The sequence below is a fragment of the Azohydromonas sp. genome (assembly GCF_035325925.1).
In the GTDB taxonomy this organism is placed as follows: Bacteria; Pseudomonadota; Gammaproteobacteria; order Burkholderiales; family Burkholderiaceae_C; genus Calidifontimicrobium.
In genome coordinates, this window is record NZ_DAOKZA010000008.1 from 58149 (window position 1) to 81020 (window position 22872).

General features: G+C 73.6%; 14 protein-coding genes. 8 read left to right on the forward strand and 6 right to left on the reverse strand.

The window, feature by feature from the left end:
* Positions 1 to 174: 174 nt before the first annotated feature.
* Positions 175 to 756 carry a glutathione peroxidase gene (locus PKC53_RS04710; RefSeq protein ID WP_324426831.1) on the reverse strand — a complete coding sequence of 194 codons (582 nt, stop codon included), beginning with the start codon at positions 754 to 756 and terminating at the stop codon, positions 175 to 177.
* A gap of 146 nt (positions 757 to 902) precedes the next feature.
* On the opposite strand from PKC53_RS04710, the gene PKC53_RS04715 reads away from it, so the two are divergent.
* Both PKC53_RS04715 and PKC53_RS04720 read left to right on the forward strand, forming a co-directional pair.
* Entirely contained in the window at positions 903 to 1814 is a 912-nt protein-coding gene (locus tag PKC53_RS04715) for a MerR family transcriptional regulator (RefSeq protein WP_324426833.1), read from the forward strand.
* Positions 1815 to 1898: 84 nt separating this feature from the next.
* Positions 1899 to 2753: a ferritin-like domain-containing protein gene (locus tag PKC53_RS04720; RefSeq protein WP_324426836.1), complete on the forward strand. Its 855-nt coding sequence runs from the start codon at positions 1899 to 1901 to the stop codon at positions 2751 to 2753.
* An 18-nt stretch (positions 2754 to 2771) separates the two neighbouring features.
* Here PKC53_RS04720 and PKC53_RS04725 read toward each other — a convergent pair whose 3' ends face one another.
* From PKC53_RS04725 to glnE, 4 genes are read right to left on the reverse strand one after another with little or no spacing between them, the layout of a single operon-like run.
* Positions 2772 to 3431: a glutathione S-transferase gene (locus PKC53_RS04725; RefSeq protein WP_324426838.1), complete on the reverse strand. Its 660-nt coding sequence runs from the start codon at positions 3429 to 3431 to the stop codon at positions 2772 to 2774.
* Positions 3428 to 4393: a DMT family transporter gene (locus PKC53_RS04730; protein ID WP_324426839.1), complete on the reverse strand. Its 966-nt coding sequence runs from the start codon at positions 4391 to 4393 to the stop codon at positions 3428 to 3430. Before PKC53_RS04730 ends, PKC53_RS04725 begins: the two co-directional genes overlap by 4 nt.
* A gap of 10 nt (positions 4394 to 4403) precedes the next feature.
* Positions 4404 to 5006: a rhombosortase gene (gene rrtA, locus PKC53_RS04735; RefSeq protein ID WP_324426841.1), complete on the reverse strand. Its 603-nt coding sequence runs from the start codon at positions 5004 to 5006 to the stop codon at positions 4404 to 4406.
* The gene (glnE, locus tag PKC53_RS04740; protein ID WP_324426843.1) at positions 4985 to 7687 is read right to left on the reverse strand and encodes a bifunctional [glutamate--ammonia ligase]-adenylyl-L-tyrosine phosphorylase/[glutamate--ammonia-ligase] adenylyltransferase; all 2703 of its coding nucleotides are present in this window, start codon (positions 7685 to 7687) and stop codon (positions 4985 to 4987) included. Before glnE ends, rrtA begins: the two co-directional genes overlap by 22 nt.
* A gap of 147 nt (positions 7688 to 7834) precedes the next feature.
* On the opposite strand from glnE, the gene PKC53_RS04745 reads away from it, so the two are divergent.
* From PKC53_RS04745 to uvrA, 3 genes are all read left to right on the forward strand, one after another.
* A complete protein-coding gene (locus PKC53_RS04745) occupies positions 7835 to 11881 on the forward strand; it encodes a YhdP family protein (RefSeq protein ID WP_324426845.1) in 4047 nt (1348 codons plus the stop codon).
* Positions 11882 to 11897: 16 nt separating this feature from the next.
* Positions 11898 to 12731, forward strand: coding sequence for a carbon-nitrogen hydrolase family protein (locus tag PKC53_RS04750; protein ID WP_324426847.1), 834 nt, complete (start codon positions 11898 to 11900; stop codon positions 12729 to 12731).
* Positions 12732 to 12939: 208 nt separating this feature from the next.
* Positions 12940 to 18690, forward strand: a complete 5751-nt coding sequence (gene uvrA, locus PKC53_RS04755) for an excinuclease ABC subunit UvrA (protein ID WP_324426849.1) — start codon at positions 12940 to 12942, stop codon at positions 18688 to 18690.
* A 15-nt stretch (positions 18691 to 18705) separates the two neighbouring features.
* Here uvrA and PKC53_RS04760 read toward each other — a convergent pair whose 3' ends face one another.
* Positions 18706 to 19620 carry a LysR family transcriptional regulator gene (locus PKC53_RS04760; RefSeq protein WP_324426851.1) on the reverse strand — a complete coding sequence of 305 codons (915 nt, stop codon included), beginning with the start codon at positions 19618 to 19620 and terminating at the stop codon, positions 18706 to 18708.
* A 76-nt stretch (positions 19621 to 19696) separates the two neighbouring features.
* On the opposite strand from PKC53_RS04760, the gene PKC53_RS04765 reads away from it, so the two are divergent.
* The 3 genes from PKC53_RS04765 to PKC53_RS04775 are packed head-to-tail and all read left to right on the forward strand — an operon-like array spanning position 19697 to position 22824.
* Positions 19697 to 20641, forward strand: coding sequence for a hydroxymethylglutaryl-CoA lyase (locus PKC53_RS04765; RefSeq protein WP_324426853.1), 945 nt, complete (start codon positions 19697 to 19699; stop codon positions 20639 to 20641).
* Complete coding sequence (locus PKC53_RS04770) at positions 20638 to 21849, forward strand: CaiB/BaiF CoA-transferase family protein (RefSeq protein ID WP_324426855.1); 1212 nt, start codon at positions 20638 to 20640, stop codon at positions 21847 to 21849. Before PKC53_RS04765 ends, PKC53_RS04770 begins: the two co-directional genes overlap by 4 nt.
* A 21-nt stretch (positions 21850 to 21870) precedes the next feature.
* Entirely contained in the window at positions 21871 to 22824 is a 954-nt protein-coding gene (locus PKC53_RS04775; RefSeq protein WP_324426857.1) for a tripartite tricarboxylate transporter substrate-binding protein, read from the forward strand.
* Positions 22825 to 22872: the final 48 nt, after the last annotated feature.

A 22872-nucleotide genomic window follows, 5' to 3' on the forward strand; every position in this document is an offset into this window, starting at 1 on the left:
CACAGCAGGAAAAACTTGGTGCCGCCGCCACCCACCTCGGGAGCCGCCGGCGAACTGATGCTATGACCGGCATCCCCGCGCGGAGTTCCGCGCCGATGCGTCGGCCGGGTCGTCGCGTTCGAAGGCACTTGGTGCGTGAAGTGAACCATAAGGTATAAAAGAATACCAAACAGTTCAAGAGTGCACCAGCATGCGTTCGATTTCCCTGGTGATCCGTCGGGATTGCGGTTCGGTCGCGCTGTCGAAGCTCACCACCTCGCGCGCGTCGCGCGAGACCAGGTACTTGTGGAAGTTCCACTGCGGCACCTCGCCGCTGCGCTCGGCGAGCCCGCGGTACAACGCGATCGCTCCGGCCCCGCGCACGGTCGACTTCGCGAACATCGGGAAACGCACACCGAAAGTGCTCTCGCAGAAGTCGGCGATCTGCGCGTTGTTACCCGGCTCCTGCTCGCCGAAGTCGTTCGACGGAAACCCGAGCACGCTGAATCCGCGCGCCGCGTAGCGTGCGTGCAATGCCTCGAGCCCCTCGTACTGTCCGGTGTAGCCGCAGCGGCTGGCGGTGTTGACGATCAGCAGCACGCGCCCGGCGAAGTCGCACAGGTCGATCGGGCGCTCGTCCTGCAGTCGCGGCAGGCGGTGCTGCAGCAACGCAGGGCAGCCGGTGGTCGACACGGCCGGGCCGGCAGCGAGCGCGCCGAGTGTCGCGACGAAGCCTCGCCGCGACAGCTTCCCGAGTGGAGTCGATCCGGTGGGCATCATGTTTGTCCTGCGCAAATGCAGCTCCTGAACTTATATTATCGGCGTTTTTGAGATCACCTCCTTGATTGTCCTGGACAAAAAGACTCATCACCGACCCTGTTCACCGCGGGGGTGGCGTGCCTGAGCAAGGTGCAGTCGGGCCGTTGACGCTGACGATCGCCGCGGTCGAGCGCGACACCGGGCTCAGCAAGGACACGCTGCGCGTGTGGGAGCGCCGCTATGGCTTTCCGCGCCCCGCGCGCGACGGCGTCGGCGAGCGCGTCTACCCGCTCGACCAGGTCGAAAAGCTGCGCACCGTCAAGCGCCTGCTCGACGCCGGCCACCGGCCCGGGCGCATCGTCGCGCTCAGCGCCGAGCACCTGCAGCAGCTGTGTGCGTCGACGATCGACCAGCCGGGCGCCGCGGCACGCGCCGGCGCGCCGCGCGACGACCTGCAGTCGCTGCTCGACCTCGCACGCAGGCACGACGTGCCCGGCCTGCGGCGGCAGCTCGCGCAGGCGCTGGCGCGCGCCGGGCTGGCGCGCTTCGTCGCCGACCTCGCCGCGCCGCTGATGACGCTGGTCGGCGACGCCTGGCTGCGCGGCCGACTCGACGTCCACGAGGAGCACATGGTCACCGAGTCGGTCCAGCTGCTGCTGCGCCACGCGCTGGCATCGCTGCCCGAGTCGGCGCCCGACGCCACGCCGCGCGTGCTGCTGACCACGCTGCCCGGCGAGCCTCATGGGCTCGGGCTGCTGATGGCCGAGGCGCTGCTCGCGGTCGACGGCGCGGTCTGCGTGTCGCTGGGCGTTCAGACGCCGCTCTGGGACGTCGTGCTCGCCACGCGCGCGTACCGTGCCGACGTCGTCGCGATCGGCTTCAGCGGCAGCGTGAACCCCAACCACGTGGTCGACGCGCTCGTCGAATTGCGCGCCAAGCTGCCGGGCGACGTTGCGCTGTGGGCCGGCGGCTCGGCGCCGGTGCTGCGCCGGCGTGCGGTCGACGGCGTGCTGCCGTTGCCGACGCTTGAGGCGATGCAGCAGGCGCTGCAGCACTGGCGCGACGCGCGGCGCTGAGCCGCGATGCGAGGGCATCGGCGCGGCCGGTGGTGCCGCGCAAGGGGCCCGCCTAGAATCGGCGCGCCCCGCAAGGACCCGACGATGCTCTACCCCGAACTGTTCAGGCAACTCGAGGCCGTGCGCTGGAACATGGACACGGACATTCCATGGCAGCGCTTCGACACGTCGCGCCTGAGCGACGAGCAGGCGCGCACGGTGAAGATGAACGCGATCACCGAGTGGGCCGCGCTGCCGGCCACCGAGATGTTCCTGCGCGACAACCGCGACGACAGCGACTTCTCGGCGTTCATGAGCGTGTGGTTCTTCGAGGAGCAGAAGCACTCGCTGGTGCTGATGGAGTACCTGCGCCGCTTCCGCCCCGACCTGGTGCCCACCGAGGACGAACTGCACGCGGTGCGCTTCGAGTTCGACCCGGCGCCGCCGCTGGAGACGCTGATGCTGCACTTCTGCGGCGAGGTGCGGCTGAACCACTGGTACCGGCGAGCCGCCGAGTGGCACACCGAGCCGGTCATCAAGCACATCTACGAGACGCTGGCGCGCGACGAGGCGCGCCACGGCGGCGCCTACCTGCGCTACATGAAGCGTGCGCTGACGCGCTGCGGCGACGAGGCGCGAGCCGCCTTCGCCAAGGTCGGGGTGCTGATGGCCAGTGCGCGGCGCACCGCGCAGGCGCTGCACCCGACCAACCTGCACGTCAACGAGAAGCTGTTCCCGCGCGACACGGTGCAAAGCCGCCTGCCCGACCCGCAGTGGCTCGAGCGCTGGCTCGACCGGCAGATCCAGTTCGACGCCGCCTGGGAGAGCAAGGTCGTCGATCGCATCCTGCACAACCTGTCGCTGCTGATGGAGCGCAGCTTCGCCAGCGTGCAGGAGCTCAACCGCTTCCGCAAGGAAGTGGCGGCGCGTGTCGCCGCCACCGTGCCGCAGGCGGGCTGATCGGCGGCGTGCCGGGCCTCAGGCCTTCCTGGCTGCCGCGAGCTTCTCCTGGTCGGCCTTGCGGTCGGCGTCGACCCGTTGCGCACTGGGCCGCTGCCCGACCAGCTTGCCGTAGCCCTTCCAGTCGACGCCGTGTTCGGCGAGCAGGTCGGTGCCCAGCACCAGACGCGTGCTCAGCGCGACCAGCGGCAGGTTCACGTAGGCCGCGCAGTCGGCCATCGTGAACTGCTCGCCGGCCGCGTAGGGCGCGAACTTCGCCAGCCGCTTGAACGCCGGGATGTTCTTGTCGAGCTGCTTGCGCACGCGCGCCTGCGTGTTCTCGCTGACCGTGCCGCCGAAGAACGCCTGCGCGTACAGCTCGCGCGCCACCAGCTCGACGTGCAGGTTCGTGAAGATCATCAGCTCGCGCACCTTCGCCGCGGCGTACGGGTCGGCGGGCAGCAGCGGCGGTGTCGGGTGCGCCGCCTCGAGGTACTCGAGGATCGCCACGCTCTCGCACAGCGGGCCGTGCGGCGTGCGGACGAACGGGATCTTCGCCAGCGGCGACGCCGACAGCACCTCGTCGTCGCTGCGCCCGGTGCGCACGACCTCCTCCTGGAACGGCACGCCCTTCTCGAGCAGGGCCATCTTGACCTTGTTGTAGTAGTTCGACAGCGGCATGCCGCACAGCGTGATCATCGCGGGGTCTCCTGTGGGGGGGTGGGCGAAAGGGGGGCGGTCGCCGCCGCGCGCGGGCGCGGCGCGCGGCCGACGACGGCGATGCCGACGCTGACGGTGGCCAGCGCGACCAGCAGCCGCGCGGTCACCGGCTCGGCCAGCAGCAGCGCGCCGGCGAGCAGGCCGAACACCGGGGTCAGCAGCACGAACGACGAGATCTGCGTCGCCGGGTAGTGGCGCACGAGCCAGAACCACAGCAGGTAGCTGGCGAAGGTGACGACCACGGTCTGGAACGCGAGCATCGACAGCGCCAGCGTGCTGGGCGCGGCCGGCCACTGCTCGCCGACCGCGAGGCCGGCCGCGGTCAGCAGCACGCCCGACACCGCGAGCTGGTACAGCAGCGTCTTCTCGGGCGGCGCGCTGGTCAGCGCCGTGGCTCGGATGACCAGCGTCGTCGCGCCCCACAGCACGGCCGCGACCACGCCCAGCGCGTCGCCCAGCCACTGGCGCTCGCCGACGGCCTTGCTGCCGAAGCCGTCGGCGAAGGCCAGCGCGACGCCGGCGAACGCCGCGAGCAGCCCGCCGAGCTGCAGCGCCGACAGGCGCTCGGCGCGAGCGATGTACGGCATGCCCAGCGCGACGACGAACGGCGACAGGTACAGGAACACGACCATGCGCGAGGCGGTCGTGTACTGCAGCCCGACGAAGATGCAGCCGAACTCGGCGGCGAACAGCGCGCCGGCCAGCCAGCCGGCGCGCCAGGTCGGCGCGCTGCCGCCGGCGCCGCGCAGCGGCAGGCCGCGCCAAGCCACCCAGGCGAGCACCAGCAGCGTGGCGCCCAGCGAGCGCACCCCGGCCTGCAGCAGCGGCGGGATCTCGGCCAGCGCGACCTTCGCCGCGACCTGGTTGACGCCCCACAGCAGGCAGCACAGCACCAGCGACGCCACCGCGATGCCGTCGAGCCGGGACTTGCGGTCGCTCATGGCCGGGATGCTATCGGCTTCGCGGTGCACGCCATGTCGCGCACGCGCCGAGCACGGTGCCGGCGACGGCACCGGCCGCGTGCGCCAGCGGCGCGAGGGCGAAGTCCCAGGCTGCCGACGCCTGCAGCGCCCCGCGCCACGGGGCCTCGAGCAAGATCTTTGCCGCGAGCCCGGCAAGCACCGCCGCGGCGATGCCGCGCCGCGTGCCGCGCGCGTGACGCAGCAGGTGCACCGCGACGACGGCCACGCCGGCGTGCAGGATCCCCGACAGCCCGCCGTAGTGCGCGATCTGCGGCTGCAGCGCCAGCGCCGCGTGGGTCAGTGGCCAGGCCAGCGCCCAAGCCAGCGCAGCGGCGCGCGGCACGCGCGCGACCCAGCCCCAGGCGACGACGACCGCGGTGCCCAGCAGGTTCACCGCCAGGTGCGGCGTGCTCCAGTGCACGAAGGCCGCGCTGAACAGCCGCCACGGCTCGCGCCACGCCAGCTGCGGCTGCCAGTCGAGCGCCGCGCTCGGCGCCAGCGCGCCGGCGGCGGCGCCGCCGGCCAGCAGCGCGCCGAGCGCGAGCCAGGCCGTCGCGCCCGTGTTCGTGCTCAGCCGAACACCGCGTGCCACAGCGCGACGACGGCCGCGCGCTGCGCCGCGAGCGTGTCGGGGGGGAACTGTGTCGGCTGCTCGTCGAGGCGCGCGCGGTGCTGGGCGCGGCGCAGTTCGCGGTACGCGTCGGCGGCGGCGGCACCGACGCCCGCCGGCAGCAGCCCCGCCGCCTCGGCGCGCTGCAGCAGCGCGATGTTGCCGGCGTTGTCGAGCAGCGGCGCGTGCGCCGCGCCGTGGGCCAGCACCAGGTACTGCACCGCGAACTCGGCGTCCATCATGCCGCCGGTGCCGTGCTTGACATCGAACAGGCCCTCGCGCCCAGGATGCGCGGCGCGCACCTTGTCGCGCATCGCGTGGATCTCGTCGCGCAGCGCGGCGGCGTCGCGAGGCGCGCACAGCACCTGCCGTCGCACCGCCTCGAATCGCGCGGCCAGGTCGCTCGCGCCGGCGCACCAGCGCGCGCGCGTGATCGCCTGGTGCTCCCAGGTCCACGCGGTGTTGCTGCCGCGGCCCTGCTGATAGGCCTCGAACGAGCGCAGCGAAGTCACGAGCAGCCCCGAGTTGCCGTTCGGCCGAAGCGCGGTGTCGATCTCGAACAGCTCCCCGGCGGCGGTGCGCAGCGTCAGCCAGGTGATCAGCCGGCGCGCGAAAGCGCCGTAGACCTCGGCCGCGCGCTCGTCGTCGTCGTCGTAGAGGAACACCACGTCGAGGTCGCCGCCGTAGCCGAGCTCCTTGCCGCCGAGCTTGCCGTAGGCGATCACTGCCAGCCGCGGGTCGTCGCGGTGGCGCTGCTTCAGTCCGGCCCAGGCCCAGTCGATGGTGCAGGCGACGACGGTGTCGGCCAGCGCCGACAGGTCGTCGGCGACCTGCTCGACGGTGATGCGACCCTCGACGTCGCGCACCAGCGTGCGGAACACCTCGGCGTGGTGCGCGCGGCGCAGCGTGTCGAGCAGCGCTTCCTCCGATGCTTCGCCGGCGCGTTGCCAGGCGGCGTGGCGCTCCTCGAGCTCGCGCCGGAACGCCACCGCGTCAAAGCGCCCGCCGAGCAGCCGCGCGTCGGCGAGCTCGTCGATCACGCCCGGGTGGCGCATCAGGTAGCGCATCGGCCAGCGCGCCAGGCCGAGCAGGCGCAACAGCCGGCCGAGCACCTCGGGGCGCTCGACGAGCAGCGCGAGGTAGCTCTCGCGGCGCAGCAGCGGCTCGACCCAGTCGACGAAGCGCAGCGCCGCCTCGGGCGTGGCCTCGTCGCGCTGCACCGCGGTGGCCACACGCTGCACCAGCCTGCCCAGGCGCAGCTTGCCCTCGTCGCGCAGCGCCTGCACGCGCGGCTGTTGCGTCCACGCGCGCACGCGTTCGGCCAGCGCCGGCGGCAGCGTGTCGAGCAGGCGCTCGCTGTCGATCGACATCGGCGTCGTGCCGCAGCTGCGGCAGCCGTTGCGCGCGCTGCCCGACGAGGGCTGGCCGTCGTGCAGCAGCGCGTCGAACTCGGTGGCGACGAACTCGCGCGTCGCGCACAGCCGGTCGAGCAGCTCGCAGGCGTCGGCGCTGCACGCCAGCCCCAGGCTGCCGGCGATCCAGCGCAGGTCGCCGTCGGCGCCGGGCAGCAGGTGCGTCTGCTGGTCGTCGAGGTACTGGATGCGGTGCTCGATGCGGCGCAGGAACTCGTAGGCCTCGGCCAGCCGCGCCGCGGTCTCGGGCTTCATCAGCCCGTGCGCGACGAGTCGCTGCAGCCCGCGCAGCGTCGAGCGCGTGCGGATCTCGGGGAACTGGCCGCCGCGCACGACCAGCAGCAGCTGCACGATGAACTCGATCTCGCGAATGCCGCCGCGCGACAGCTTGACGTCGTTGGCGCGCTCGGGGCGTCCGGCGGCGCGACGCTGCGCCTCGTCGCGGATCTTCGCGTGCAGCTGGCGCAGCCCCTCGAACACGCCGTAGTCGAGGTAGCGCCGGTAGACGAAGGGCGTGACCAGCGAACGCAGCTGGCCGGCGCGCCCGGTCACCACCGCGGCCGGCGGCGCGACGACGCGGCTCTTCAGCCACGCGAAGCGCTCCCACTCGCGACCCTGCACCAGGAAGTACTCCTCGAGCATGCCCAGGCTGACCACCGGCGGACCCGACATGCCGTTGGGCCGCAGCGCCAGGTCGACGCGGAACACGAAGCCGTCCTCGGTGGTCTCGCCGATCAGCGTGTACAGCCTGCGCGCCACCTTCGAGAAGTACTCGTGCGCGCTGATCGGCTGCTCGCCGTCGGTGTGCCCCTCGTCCTCGTAGACGTAGACCAGGTCGACGTCCGACGACACGTTGAGCTCGCGCGCGCCGAGCTTGCCCATGCCGACGATCCAGAACTCGATCGGACCGCCGGCGGCGTCGCGCGGCCGGCCGTGGCGCAGGCCTTCGTCGGCATGCGCCTGCGCCAGCGCGCGGCCGAGCGTGACTTCGGCGAGCGCGGTCATCGCCGCCGTGACCGCGTCGAGCGACGCACCGTGCTCGACGTCGAGCACCGCGAGCCGTTCGAGCACCAGCTGGCGTGCCACGCGCATCGCCGCCGGCAGCATGCGGCCGCCGGCGATCAGCGCGTCGATCAGCGCGTCGATCGCCTCGGCGTCGGGCACACCGGCGCGCAGCAGCGGCAGTTCGCCGGCGTAGCGGCGGCGCACGCGCTGCACGAAACGGCTGTGGTCGGCGGGCACGCCGGGCACGGCAGCGCCCGGGACCGGCGCAGGGGGGCTGGAACGCGTCGACACCGCGGGGGTCTGTGCTAGATTGCCCCGCGCCAGGCGGGATCGAGGCCCGAGCGACCGCTCACGATCGGATCCAACCCGCGCGTGCGCGGCTGGCGTGTCGACATGCCGAAGCCTCCGTCCCGTCCCGATGCCGATGACGACCTGCTGCCACCGCCGCGGGCGTCGCTGCTGCGCATCGCCGGCCGTGTCGCGCTGGTCGCGGTGTTTGGACTGTGGAGCTTATTGCTCTTCGCTTGGCTGACGCTGCACTGGGGGATTTTGCCCAACGCGCGCGCCTGGCTGCCGCAGATCGAACAGCAGGCCAGCCGCGCGCTCGGCATGCCGGTGCGCATCGGCGACATCCGTGTGCGCTCCAGCGGCTGGGTACCGGCGCTCGAGCTCGACGACGTCGTGCTGTTGGACGCCGAGGGGCGCGAGGCGCTGCGGTTGCCGCGCGTGGCCGCGGCCCCGGCGGCGCGCTCGCTGCTGGCGCTCGAACTGCAACTGCAGCAACTGCACGTCGAGGGCGCGCAGGTCGAACTGCGCCGCGACGCGCACGGCCGCCTGCACCTGGCCGGCTTCGACCTCGCCGCCGACGCCGCGGCCGGCGCCGACGGCGCATTCGCGGCCTGGCTGCTGCGCCAGCGCGAGGTGGTGCTGCGCGGCGCGCGGCTGCGCTGGGTCGACGAGCTGCGGCTGGCCCCGCCGCTGGCGCTCGAGGCGGTCGACCTGGTGCTGCGCAACCGCGGCCGGCGCCACGAGCTGCGCGTCGACGCCACGCCGCCGCACGACTGGGGCCAGCGCTTCACGCTGCGCGCGAAGCTCGCGTCGCCGCTGCTCGGCCGGCGCGACGACTGGCAGCGCCTGGGCGGCGAGGTCTACGCCGAACTGCCGCGCATCGATGCCGGCGCGCTGCGGCGTTACGTCGACCTGCCGTTCGAGTGGCGCGGGGGCCAGGGCGCCCTGCGCGGCTGGGCGCAGTTCGCGCAGGGCGAGCCGGTGTCGGCGACCGTCGACCTGGCGTTCGAATCGGTCGCGCTGCGGCTGGCGCCGACCGTCGAGCCGCTGCAGCTCCAGCGCATCTTCGGCCGCCTGACGGCGCGGCGCGACGACGACGCGCTGACGCTCGCGGCGAGCGACTTCGGCTTCACCGACGCCGCGGGTCGCGAGTGGCCCGCGGGCCGTCTGCACCTGGCGCTGCGCCAGCGCCGCGGCGACGCGCCGACCGGCGGGGAGTTCCGCGCCGACCGTCTCGACCTCGCGCTGATGGCGGCGGTGGCGGCGCACCTGCCGCTGGGCGACGCCGTCGGCGCGCTGCTCGCCGAACTGCAACCGGGCGGGCGCGTCGAGCAGCTCGACGCGCGCTGGGACGGCCCGCTCGACGCGCCGCGGCAGTACCGCGTGAGGGCCGAGCTGCACGACCTGTCGCTCGCCGCGCGGCCGGCGCCCGACATCGACGGTCGGCCCACGCCCGGGCGACCGGGCTGGCGCGGCGCGCGCATCGAGCTCGACGCGAACGAACAGGGCGGCCAGGCCCAGATCGCGTTCGACCGCGGCGCGCTGCTGCTGCCGGGCGTGTTCGCCGACCCCGAGCTGCCGCTGCGCCGGCTCGCGGCGCGGCTCGACTGGCAGATCGAGCCGCGCCGCGACGCCGCGCCGCAGCTGACGCTGCGCGTGCGCGACGCGCGCTTCGCCAACGCCGACGCACGCGGCGGTTTCGATGCGGTCTGGCGCAGCGGCGACGGCGAAGGCTTCGGTCGCGGCGCGCGCTTCCCGGGCCGGCTCGAGCTGGCCGGGCGCATCGACGAGGGCCGCGCCGACGCGGTGGCGCGCTACCTGCCGCTGGGCCTGCCGGCGGTGGCGCGCGACTACGTCTCGGGCGCGGTGCGTGGCGGCACGATCGGTGCCGCGCGCTTCGAGGTGCGCGGCGACCTGTGGGACTTCCCGTTCCACAACGGCAGCGACGGCGAGTTCCGCATCGCCGGCCGCGCGCAGGGGCTGACGCTGGCGTACGTGCCCGACGTGCCCGGGTTTGCTTCCGAGTGGCCGGCGTTCACCGAGGTGTCGGGCGAGATCGAGTTCCGCCGCGCGTCGATGGCGGTGCGCAACGCCGGCGCGCGGGTGTTCGGTCTGGCGATGAGCGGCGTGCACGCCTCGATCGCCGACCTCACCCACCACCCGGTGCTGCTGGTCGAGGGCACCGCGCGCGGGCCGGCGTCGGGCCTGCTGCGCTACCTCGACGCGTCGCCGGTGGGTGGCTGGATCGACGACACGCTCGCCGGTGCCAGCGTCGCCGGTGACGGCGAGCTGCAGCTGGCGATCCGCCTGCCGCTCGACGACCTGCACGCCAGCGGCGTGCGCGGCTCGCTGCGCCTGGAAGGCAACGACCTGCGGCTGGCGCCGTCGCTGCCGCTGCTGGCCGCGGCACGCGGGCACATCGACTTCACGCACGAAGGTTTCCGGCTGCGCGACGCGAGTGCGCGCGTGTTCGGCGGCGAGGCCACGTTCGACGGCGGCCGCGGCGCCGACGGCCTGCTGCAGCTGCTGGTGCAGGGGCGCGCGCGCGCCGACGCGATGCGCCAGTCGCGCGAGCTGCCGGCGCTGGCGCAGCTCGCGACGCGCCTGGACGGCGAGGCGGCGTACCGGCTGCAGCTCGACTGGCGGCGCGACGACGCCGAGCCGGCGCTCGTGCTGTCGAGCGATCTGGTCGGCCTGGCGCTGCGGCTGCCGGCGCCGCTGGACAAGGCGGCCGCGGCGTCGCTGCCGTTGCGCTACAGCGTCGCACCGCAGCAGCTTGCAGGGCGCGACGAGTTGCGCGTCGACCTCGGCACGGTGCTGCAGGCGCGTTTCGAGCGCGAGTTCGATGCCGGGGGGCGGGTCACCGTGCGCCGCGGCGGCATCGGCGTCGGCGCGCCGGCACCGTGGCCGGCGTCGGGCGTCGCCGCGGTGGCGACGCTTGCGCAACTCGACGTGCCGGCGTGGCAGGCGGTGCTCGCCGCGGTCGGCGGCGCGCAAGGCGGGGGTGGCTATGCGCCGCGGCAGGTGGCGCTGCGCGCCGACGAACTGCGCGCCGACGGCCGCCGCCTGAGCGGCGTCGTCGCCGGGCTGTCGCAGGCCCCGGGCGGCACCTGGCGTGCCAGCGTCGAGGCCGACCAGCTGGCCGGCTACCTGGAGTGGCAGCCGCCTTCGCCGGCCGCGCCCGGCGGCCTGCGCGCGCGGCTGTCGCGCCTGGCGCTGCCGCGCAGCGACGAGGCACAGGTCGAGACGCTGCTCGACCGCGCGCCGCAGCGCGTGCCGGCGCTCGACGTCGTCGTCGACCGCTTCGAGTTGCGCGGCCGGCAGCTCGGCCGCCTCGAGGTGGAGGCCGTGACCGGCGGGTTGCCGGGCGGCGCCCACGAGTGGGGGCTGTCGACGTTGCGGCTGGCAAAGGCCGACGCCGCGTTCAGCGCCGCCGGCCACTGGCGCCCCGCCGGTCCACGCGAACCGGCGCGCATGGTCGCCGACTTCGGCCTCGACCTGGCCGACGCCGGTGCGCTGCTCGCGCGGCTGGGCCTGCCCGACGCGCTGCAAGGCGGCGCCGGCAGGCTCGAGGGTCAGGTCTCGTGGCAGGGCTCGCCGCTGGCGCCGCACCCGCCGTCGATGGACGGGCGCATGCAGCTGGCCCTCGAGAAGGGGCGCTTCCTGAAGGCCGAGCCGGGCGCCGCGCGGCTGCTGTCGGTGCTCAGCCTGCAGGCGCTGCCGCGCCGGCTGGTGCTCGACTTCCGCGACCTGTTCCAGGAAGGCTTCGCGTTCGACGACGTCGCCGGCGACGTCACCGTGCGCGCCGGGGTCGCGCGCACCGAGAACCTGCGCATGCGCGGTCTGCAGGCCGCGGTGCTGATGCAAGGCGAGGCCGACCTCGCGCGCGAGACGCAGGACCTGCGCGTGATCGTCGTGCCCGAGATCAACGCCGGCACCGCGTCGCTCGTGTACTCGCTGATCAATCCGGCCGTCGGGCTGGGCAGCTTCGTCGCGCAGCTGTTCCTGCGCCAGCCGCTGATGGCCGCGGGCACGCGAGAATTCCACGTGCACGGCAGCTGGGCCGACCCGAAGGTCGACCGCGTCGAGCGCACCGCCGAGGCGCCGCCGCGCGTCGACGAACCCGCCGCCGCGACCACCCCCGCGCAATGACACCGAGGACCGCCCGATGAAGATCGCCGCCCTGCAGATGGTCTCGACGCCCGGCGTCGAGCGCAACCTCGCCGATGCCGCCGCGCTGATCGCCGATGCCGCCGCGCAGGGCGCCGCACTGGTCGCGCTGCCCGAGTACTTCTGCCTGATGGGCGCCGAGGAGGACAAGCTGCGCCACGCCGAGGACGACGCCGGCGAACGGCCGCTCGACACCGGCGGCGCCGGCCCGATCCAGGCTTTCCTCGCCGCGCAGGCCAAGGCGCACGCGCTGTGGGTGATCGGCGGCACGCTGCCGATGCGCAGCCCCGGCAGCGCGCGCGTGCGCAACGCCTGCTGCGTCTACGGCCCCGACGGCACGCGCGCCGCGCGCTACGACAAGCTGCACCTGTTCGCGTTCGACAACGGCCGCGAGAGCTACGACGAAGCGCGTGTGCTCGAACCCGGCGCCGAGCCGGTGACGCTGCGCGCTGCCGGGCTGCGCGTCGGGCTGAGCGTGTGTTACGACCTGCGTTTCCCCGAGCTGTACCGCGCGATGACCTACGGCGACGCGCAGCCGCTGGACCTGATCAGCGTGCCGGCCGCGTTCACCTACACCACCGGCCGCGCGCACTGGGAGTTGCTGCTGCGCGCGCGTGCGGTGGAGAACCAGTGCCACGTAATCGCGGCCGCGCAGGGCGGGGTGCACGAGAACGGCCGCCGCACCTGGGGCCACAGCATGGTCGTCGACCCCTGGGGCGAGGTGCTGGCGGTGCGCGACGAGGGCCCCGGCGTGGTGATCGCCGACGTCGACGCGGCGCGCCAGCGCGAAGTGCGGCTGCAGCTGCCCGCGCTGGCCCACCGGCGGTTGTAGCGCGGCGCCCGCTGCGGGCTCGCACCGTGGCGGTCGGCCGTCGGCGCCGGTTCCGCTGCGCCGGCCGGTGCACTCGGGCAGGTCCGCGAGGTCGGGCGTCGAGGCCCTGCCGCCGGCGGTGGACGAGGGACATCGACCGATTGCGACGACGCGTCGCGGGCGGTCCCTAGAATGCCCGGCTCCGCCCCGCCCGAGGCCCTGCCGAGCCATGTCCGCACCCGTCGGTCCCGACACGTCCGCCGTCGCCCCCGAAGCGACCGTGCCCGACGCGGCGCCCGCGACCGAGCGTGGCCGGATCCGCATCCGCGGCGCGCGCCAGCACAACCTGAAGGGCCTCGACCTCGACATCCGCACCGGCGAGATGACGGTGGTCACCGGCCCCAGCGGCTCGGGCAAGTCGAGCCTGGTGTTCGACACGCTGTACGCCGAGGGCCAGCGCCGCTACGTCGAGACCTTCAGCGCCTACGCGCGCCAGTTCCTCGACCGCATGGACCGCCCGGCGGTCGACCGCGTCGACGGCGTGCCGCCGGCGATCGCCATCGACCAGACCAACCCGGTGCGCACCAGCCGCAGCACGGTCGGCACGATGACCGAGCTGAACGACCATCTGAAGCTGCTGTTCGCGCGCGCCGGCCAGCTGTTCGACCGCGTCACCGCGCTGCCGGTGCGTCACGACACGCCGGCGACGATCCAGGCCGACCTGCGCGCGCGCGCCGCCTCCGCCGGCGACCCGCGGCTGACGGTGACGTTCCCGGTCGAGCTGCCGGCGAACACCACGGCCGCGGAAGTCGAGCAGTGGCTGGCGGCGAGCGGCTTCGCGCGCGTGCACGGCGAGCGCCTGGTTGACGGCCGCAAGGTGCTCGACGTCGTCGCCGATCGGTTCCGGGCGTCGAACGCCGAGTCGGTGCGCCTCAACGAGGCGATCGAGACCGCGCTCAAGCGCGGCGGGGGCCGCGTCGACGTGCAGGTGCAGCACGAGGACGGCCGCACCGACCTGTGGCGCTGGTCGACCGGCCTGCACTGCCCCGAGTCGGACCTGCGCTACGCCGACCCGCAGCCGTCGCTGTTCAGCTTCAACTCGGCCTACGGCGCGTGCGAGACCTGCCGCGGCTTCGGCCGCGTGATCGGCGTCGACCTCGGCCTCGTGATCCCCGACGGGCGCAAGACGCTGCGCAACGGCGCGATCAAGCCGCTGCAGACCCCGGCGTGGGCCGAGTGCCAGGACGACCTGCTGAAGTACGCGGGCGAGGCCGGCATCCCGCGCGACACGGCGTGGAACCAGCTCACGCCGGCGCAGCGCGACTGGGTCGTCCACGGTTCGCCGCACTGGGCCGGCGACTGGAACAAGCAGTGGTACGGGGTGCTGCGCTTCTTCGACTACCTCGAGAGCAAGGCGTACAAGATGCACATCCGCGTGCTCTTGTCGAAGTACCGCAGCTACACGCCGTGCACCGCGTGTGGCGGCGCGCGGCTGAAGCGCGAGGCGCTGCTGTGGCGCATCGGCTCGAAGTCGGACGCCGACGCGGCGCTGGCCGGCGACGCGCCGGGGCACCCGCGGTATCGGCGCTTCCTGCCGGTCGGCGTCGACTGGACGCAGGCGCAGCTCGAGGCGCTGCCGGGCCTCGCGCTGCACGACCTGATGCTGCTGCCGATCGAACGCCTGAGGCGCTTCTTCGACGACCTGCACCTCGACGACACCGTGCTCGACGAGGCGCTCAAGCTGCTGCAGGGCGAGGTGCGCACGCGGCTGAAGTACCTGTGCGACGTCGGCCTGGGCTACCTGACGCTCGACCGCCAGAGCCGCACGCTGTCGGGCGGCGAGGTCCAGCGCATCAACCTGACCACCGCGCTGGGCACCTCGCTGGTCAACACGATGTTCGTGCTCGACGAACCCAGCATCGGCCTGCACCCGCGCGACATGAACCGCATCGTCGAGGCGATGCACCGCCTGCGCGACGCCGGCAACACGCTCGTCGTCGTCGAGCACGACCCGGCGGTGATGCTCGCCGCCGACCGCCTGATCGACATGGGCCCCGGCCCCGGCGAGCGCGGCGGGCGCATCGTCTTCGACGGCACGCCCGACGAGGCGCGTCACGCGGCCACGCTGACCGGTGCGTACCTCGGCGGGCGCAAGCAGGTGGGGCTGGGCCTCGTCCGCACGGTCGACGCGGCGACGCCGAAGCTGATCGTCGAGGGCGCGCGCGAGCACAACCTGAAGGGCGTCGACGTCGAGTTGCCGCTGCAGCGGCTGGCCGTCGTCACCGGCGTGTCGGGCTCGGGCAAGAGCACGCTGGTCCAGGACGTGCTGTACCCGGCGCTGGCGCGCCACTTCGGCCGGGCCACCGAAGCCCCCGGCGCGCACGACCGCCTGCTCGGCGCCGACTGGCTCGCCGACGCGGTGTTCGTCGACCAGAGCCCGATCGGCAAGACCGCGCGTTCCAACCCGGCGAGCTACGTCGGCGCGTTCGACGCGATCCGCCAGTTGTTCTCCGACGCGCCGCTGGCGCGCGAGCGCGGCTACGGCGCCGGCATGTTCAGCTTCAACGCCGGCGACGGGCGCTGCCCGACCTGCGGCGGCTCGGGCTTCGAGCACGTCGAGATGCAGTTCCTGTCCGACGTCTACCTGCGCTGCCCCGACTGCGACGGCAAGCGCTTCCGCGCCGAAATCCTCGAGGTCAAGCTGGTGCGCGGACCGCTGCAGCTGTCGGTGGCCGACGTGCTCGAGCTGACGGTGGCCGAGGCGGCGCACTGGTTCCAGGCCGATCGCGACGTCGTCACGCGGCTCCAGCCCATCGTCGACGTCGGCCTCGACTACGTGCGCCTAGGCCAGCCGGTGCCGACGCTGTCGGGCGGCGAGGCGCAGCGCCTGAAGCTCGCCGGCTTCCTCGCCGACGCCGCAGCACGGCCGGCTTCGCAGCCGCTGGCGAAGAAGGGCACGCTGTTCCTGTTCGACGAACCGACCACCGGCCTGCACTTCGACGACATCGCCAAGCTGATGCGCGCGCTGCGCAAGCTGCTCGACGCCGGGCACTCGCTGCTGGTCATCGAGCACAACCTCGACGTGATCCGCAGCGCCGACTGGATCGTCGACCTCGGCCCCGAGGGCGGCGACGGCGGCGGCGAGGTGGTGGCCACCGGCACGCCCGACGACCTGAAGGCGCACCCGACGTCGCACACCGGCGCGGCGCTGCGCGAGTACGAACGCGCCCTCGGGCTCGGCGGGCACCGGGTGGAGGAGGGTCGCGCGCTGCAGGCCGTCGTGAAGGCGCGGCGCGACGCCGCGCGCGTCGCCGCCGACGAGGCGATCCGCATCGTCAACGCGCGCGAGCACAACCTGAAGGGCCTGAGCGTCGACATCCCGCGCGGCAAGTTCAACGTCGTCACCGGCGTGTCGGGCTCGGGCAAGAGCACACTGGCATTCGACATCCTGTTCAACGAAGGGCAGCGGCGCTACCTCGAGTCGCTCAACGCCTACGCGCGCAGCATCGTGCAGCCGGCGGGCCGGCCCGAGGTCGACGCGGTCTACGGCATCCCGCCGACGGTGGCGATCGAGCAGCGCCTGAGCCGCGGCGGGCGCAAGAGCACGGTGGCGACGACCACCGAGGTGTGGCACTTCCTGCGCCTGCTGTGGGTCAAGCTCGGCCTGCAGCACTGCGTGCACGACGGCGCCGAGGTGCGCCCGCAGAGCGTCGAGAGCATCGCCGCGCAGTTGCTGCGCGACCACCGCGGGCAGCACGTCGGCCTGCTCGCGCCGCTGGTCGTCCACCGCAAGGGCGTCTACACCGACCTCGCGAAGTGGGCCAAGGCGCGCGGCCACACGCACCTCAGGGTGGACGGCGAGTTCCTGAAGGTCGACCCGTGGCCGCGCATCGACCGCTTCAGGGAGCACACGATCGAACTGCCGGTGGCCGACTTCGTCGTCGACCTGGCGCGCGAGGCCGAGCTGCGCGACGCGCTGGCGAAGGCGCTCGACCTCGGCCGCGGCGTGCTGCACCTGCTGCACCCGCTCGACGGGCTCGCGGCGGCGATGGACGACGGCCAGTCGACGGCCGGCATCGGTGCGCTGAAGGTGTTCTCGACCAAGCGCGCCTGTCCGGTGTGCGGTACCAGCTACCCCGAGCCCGACCCGCGCCTGTTCAGCTACAACAGCAAGCACGGCTGGTGCACGACCTGCGTCGGCACCGGCCTGGCGCTGACGCGCGAGCAGCGCCGCGCCTTCGACGACTCGAGGCGTGACGACGACGACAAGGGCCGCGAGCAGGCGTTCCCGAGCGAGGAGCCCGAGGTCGAGGGCGTCGTCGATGCGCCGTGCCTCGACTGCGGCGGTGCGCGGCTGAACCCGACGGCGCGGGCGGTGACGTTCGACGGCCGTGCGATCAGCGAGGTGGCGGCGTGGTCGGTGTCGGATGCGCGGCGCTGGGTCGACGGCCTCGCGCTCGCAGGACGCGATGCGCAGATCGCGCGCGACGTCGTCGCCGAGATCGCGAGCCGGCTGCGCTTCCTCGAGGAGGTCGGGCTGGGCTACCTGACGCTCGACCGCGCGGCGCCGACGCTGTCGGGCGGCGAGGCGCAACGCATCCGGCTGGCGGCGCAGCTCGGCAGCCACCTGCAGGGCGTGTGCTACGTGCTCGACGAGCCGACGATCGGGCTGCACGCGCGCGACAACGCGCTGCTGCTCGACGCGCTGCAGCGCCTGGGCGCGATGGGCAACACGCTGGTCGTCGTCGAGCACGACGAGGACACGATCCGCCGCGCCGAGCACCTGATCGACGTCGGCCCCGGCGCCGGCAAGCGCGGCGGGCGCGTCGTCGCGCAGGGCTCACCGAACGACCTCGTCGGCGCCCCCGAATCGGTCACCGGGCGTTTCCTCGAGCGGCCGATGCGCCACCCGCTGCAGCCGCGCCGGCCGGCGGCCGAAGGCACACCCCGCCTCGTGGTGCGCGGCGCGTCGCTGCACAACCTGCAGCGCCTCGACGCCGGCGTGCCGCTGCAGCGGCTGGTGGCGGTGACGGGGGTCAGCGGCTCGGGCAAGAGCACGCTGGCGCGCGACGTGCTGCTGGCCAACCTGCAGTTCCGCAACCAGCGCGGCGGCAAGCCCTCATGGTCAGGCTGCGAGCGCATCGACGGCTTCGAGGCCATCGACCGCGTGCTCGAGGTCGACCAGACGCCGATCGGCAAGACGCCGCGCTCGTGCCCGGCGACCTACATCGGCTTCTGGGACACGATCCGCAGGCTGTTCGCCGAGACGCTCGAGGCCAAGGCGCGCGGGTACGGCCCCGGGCGCTTCAGCTTCAACACCGGTGGATCGGGCGGTGGCCGCTGCCCCGCCTGCGAAGGGCAGGGCGTGCGCACCGTCGCGATGAGCTTCCTGCCCGACGTGAAGGTGCCGTGCGAGGTCTGCCACGGCCAGCGCTTCAACGCCGAGACGCTGGCGGTGAGCTGGCGCGGCCGCAGCATCGGCGAGGTGCTGCAGATGGAAGTCGACGAGGCGGTCGAGTTCTTCGCCAGCATGCCGGCCATCGCGTACCCGCTGCGGCTGCTGCACGACGTCGGCCTCGGGTACCTGACGCTGGGCCAGCCGAGCCCGACGCTGTCGGGCGGCGAGGCGCAGCGCATCAAGCTCGTCACCGAACTCAGCAAGGTGCGCGACGACGTCACGCGCCGGGGACAGAAGCCGCGGCACACGCTGTACGTGCTCGACGAGCCGACCGTGGGGCTGCACATGGCCGACGTCGAGCGGCTGATCCGCGTGCTGCACCGGCTGGTCGACGGCGGCCACAGCGTGGTCGTCATCGAGCACGACCTCGACGTGATCGCCGAGGCCGACTGGGTGATCGACCTCGGCCCCGAGGGCGGCAGCGGCGGCGGGCGTGTCGCCGCCGCGGGCACGCCCGAGCAGGTGGTGGCCGCCGGCACGCACACCGGGCGGGCGTTGGCGGGGGTGCTGGCGCGGCGCTGAACGCGTCGCCGCCGTTCACCCGGCCGCCGACTCGAGTTCCTGGGCCAGCAGCCGCGCCGCTGCCGAGGTGTGCGCCCGCGCACGCGTCAGCACGACGAACTGCCTTTCGGCCCACGGTTCGGCCAGCGGCACCAGCGCCAGCCGCCCGGGGGCGGCGTGCGGCACGGCCACCTCGCGCGGCAGCACCGCCAGCCCGAGCCCGGCGGCGACGATGCGGCAGGCCGCGTCCATGCTGGACACCTGGATGCGGTGCGTCAGTTCGGCCCCCGCGCGCGCGGCTTCGCGGCGCAGCAGCCGGTCCATCAACCCGCCGGGGGCGACGCCGACCGACGGCTGCGCGAGGATGTCGGGCAGCCGCAGCGACGGACGCCGCGCCAGCGGGTGTCCGGGCGCCATCACCACACAAAGGCGGTCGCGCCGGTAGGGGCGCGCGACCAGGTCGGCCACGTCGACCTGATCCCACAGCACGCCCAGGTCGGCTGCCCCGTCGAGCAGGGCGCGCACGATGTCGGCGCTGACGCGCTCGTCGAGGCTCACTCGCAGCCGCGGGTGTCGGGCGAGGAAGCGGCCGATGTCGTCGGGCAGCTTCTCGGCGAGCACCGACGGGCTGGCCATCACGCGCACGCTGCCCTGCACGCCGTCGGCGAACTCACCCAGTTCGGCGCGGGCGCGCTGCATCGCGGCCAGCACCTCGCGTGCGCGCGCCAGCAGCGCCTCGCCGGCCGGCGTCGGCGCGACGCCGCGCGCGTGGCGCACCAGCAGCGCGGTGCCCAACTCGGCCTCCAGCGCGCCCAGCCGCTTGCTCAACGCCGAGGCCACCATCGCCTCGCGCACGGCGGCGCGCGCGACGCTGCCTTCCTCGCACACGGCGATGAACAGGTGCAGCGACACCGGGTCGAGCGGGCGCGAAGCGTGAAACGGGTGGCTCATTGCGTTCCGTATTGGAACGGCTGGGGTGAACATTCGCCATTCGCATCTTCCATGGGGAACGCCTACATTGCGTTCGATGGCGATCAACCCCACGACCTGCACCTCGGTGTCGGTGCGCGAAGTCGGCTTGCGCGACGGGCTGCAGAGCCTCGCGCGCACGCTGCCCACGGCACAGAAGATCGAATGGCTGCGCGCGCTGCACGCCGCCGGCGTGCGCGAGGCCGAGGTCGGCTCGTTCGTGCCGGCGCGGCTGCTGCCGCAACTGGCCGACACCGCCGAGGTGGTGGCCTTCGCGCGTACGCTGCCGGGGCTCGTGACCTCGGCGCTGGTGCCGAACCTGAAGGGCGCGCGGGCAGCGCTGGACAGCGGCGCCGACGCGATGCTGCTGCCGCTGTCGGCCAGCCACGCGCACAGCCTGGCCAACCTGCGCAAGACGCCGGACGAGGTGGTGGCCGAGATCGGCCGCATCCGCGCCCTGCGCGACGCCGCCGGCGCACGCTGCCTGCTCGAGGTCGGCATCAGCACCGCCTTCGGCTGCACGATCCAGGGCCGGGTCGACGAGGCCGAGGTGCTGCGCCTGGTGCAGGCGGTGCTGGACGCCGGCGCCGAGCGCGTCGGCCTGGCCGACACCGTCGGCTACGCCGACCCGCTGCAGGTCGCGCGCCTGTTCGAGAAGGCCTTCGTGGTGGCCGGCGATCGGTTGGCCTGCGGCCACTTCCACGACACGCGCGGGCTCGGCCTGGCCAACGTCTACGCCGCCTGGCAGGCGGGGGTGCGCCGCTTCGATGCCTGCCTCGGCGGCATCGGCGGCTGCCCGCACGCGCCGGGCGCCAGCGGCAACGTCGCCACCGAGGACCTGGCCTACCTGTTCGCCAGCATGGGCGTGCCGACCGGTCTGGACTTCGACGCGCTGATCGCGCTGCGCGCCCGGCTCGCGGGCTGGCTGGAAGGCGAGCCGCTGCACGGCCACGTCTGGCGCGCCGGACTGCCGAAGACGCTGCGCCCGCCGGCTCGGGCATGACTGCTGCGCCGTCACCGGACTGCGCACCCCAGCCGCTGGCCGGGCTGCGTGTCGTCGAGTTCACCCACATGGTGATGGGCCCGACCTGCGGCATGGTGTTGGCCGACCTCGGCGCCGAGGTGATCAAGGTCGAGCCGGTCGACGGCGAGGGCACGCGCCGACTGCTCGGCGCCGGCGCCGGCTTCTTCCCGATGTTCAACCGCAACAAGAAGAGCATCGGCGTCGACCTGCGCAAGACCGAGGGCGCCGAGGTCGCGCGGCGGCTGGCCGCCAGCGCCGACGTGGTGGCCGAGAACTTCAAGCCCGGCGCGCTGGTGAAGTACGGCCTCGACTACGCGAGCCTGTCGGCCGTCAACGACCGGCTGATCTACGTCAGCCACAAGGGCTTCCTGCCCGGCCCGTACGAGCACCGCACGGCGCTCGACGAGGTGGTGCAGATGATGGGCGGGCTGGCCTACATGACCGGTCGTCCGGGCGACCCGCTGCGCGCCGGCACCAGCGTCAACGACATCATGGGCGGCCTGTTCGGCGCCATCGGCGCGCTCGGGGCGCTGATCCAGCGCGGCGTCACCGGCCGCGGCATGGAGGTGCAGAGCGCGCTGTACGAGAACAACGTGTTCCTGATGGGGCAGCACATGCTCCAGTACGCGATGACCGGCCAGCACCCCAGGCCGATGCCGGCGCGCGACAACCCGTGGGCCGTCTACGACGTCTTCACCGTCCAGGACGGCGAGCAGATCTTCCTGGCCGCCGTCAGCGACGCGCAGTGGGAGACCTTCTGCGACGCGCTGGGCTTCCCGGACCTCAAGGCCGACCCGGCGCTCAGGACCAACAACGACCGCGTGCGCGCCCGCCCGCAGCTGCTGGCGACGCTGCGCGAGCGCCTGGCGTCGCGCACGGCCGCCGAGCTGGCGGCGATCTTCGAGCGCGCCGGGCTGCCGTTCGCGCCCATCCGCCGCCCCGAGGACCTGCTGGACGACCCGCACCTGCGGGCCACCGGTGGCCTGGCCGACGTCGAGCTGCCCGACGGGCCCGACGCCGGCCGCAAGGTCAAGACCACGCTGTTCCCGATCACGCTGGCCGGCCAGCGGCTGCCGGTGCGGCTGCAGCCGCCGCGCTTCGGCGCCCACACGCGCGAGCTGCTCGCCGGGCTCGGCTACGACGCGGCGCAGATCGACGATTTCAAGACGCGGGCCGTGGTGGCCTGAAATCCCGAGGAGACGACGACGATGAACCCGATCCGACGTGCCCTGATCGCCGCGGCCGGCCTGGCCCTGGCCGTGCCGGCGTTCGCGCAGGACAAGACCATCCGCTTCATCCTGCCCAACGCGACCGGCTCGGGCGTGGACGCGATCACGCGCGCGGCGCAGCCGGCGCTGGCCAAGGCGCTCGGCCACCCGATCGTGGTCGACAACCAGCCCGGGGCCGGCGGCATCGTGGGCCTGCAGGCGCTGGCGCGCTCGCCGGCCGACGGCTTCGCGCTCAGTGTGGTGTCGAACAACGTCGTCATCTTCCCGAGCGTGCTCAAGAGCCTGCCGTTCGCGATGCCCGACGACTTCACGCCGATCGCGGTGGTCGGCTACACGCCCATCGTGCTGGTGGTCAACGCCAAGGTGCCGGCGAACAACGCCAAGGAGCTGGCGGCGCTGCTCAAGCAGTCCAACGGCGAGCTGAACTACGCCTCGGGCGGCAACGGCACCATCCTGCACCTGGCCACGGAGATGTTCCTCGACGCCAGCGGCACCAAGGCGCGCCACATCCCGTACAAGGGCGTGGGCCCGATGCTGACCGACCTGATCGGCGGCCAGGTGCAGTTCGCCACCGCGGCGCTGCCCAGCGTCCAGCAGCACCTGAAGTCCGGCGCGCTCAAGGCCATCGGCGTGGCCACCGCCCAGCGCGTGGCGGCCGCGCCGGAGATCCCGACCTTCGTCGAGCAGGGCGTGGACTACCAGGTCGAGGCCTGGTTCGCCGTCGTCGGGCCCAAGGGGCTGCCGGCGGCCGAGGTGCAGCGCGTGCACGCGGCCGTGGTCAGCGCCTTCGCCGACCCGGCCGTCAAGGAGACCATGGCCAAGCAGGGCAACGTGATCAACGTGCAGCCGGCCGACCAGGCCATGCCCTTCTTCCGCAGCGAGATGGCCAAGTACGCCGCGCTCGTCAAGAAGGCCGGCGTCGAGGCCCAGTGACCGCCGCGGGCCCGGCGGCGCCGAGGGTGGCGGCGTCGGCGGCGTCGC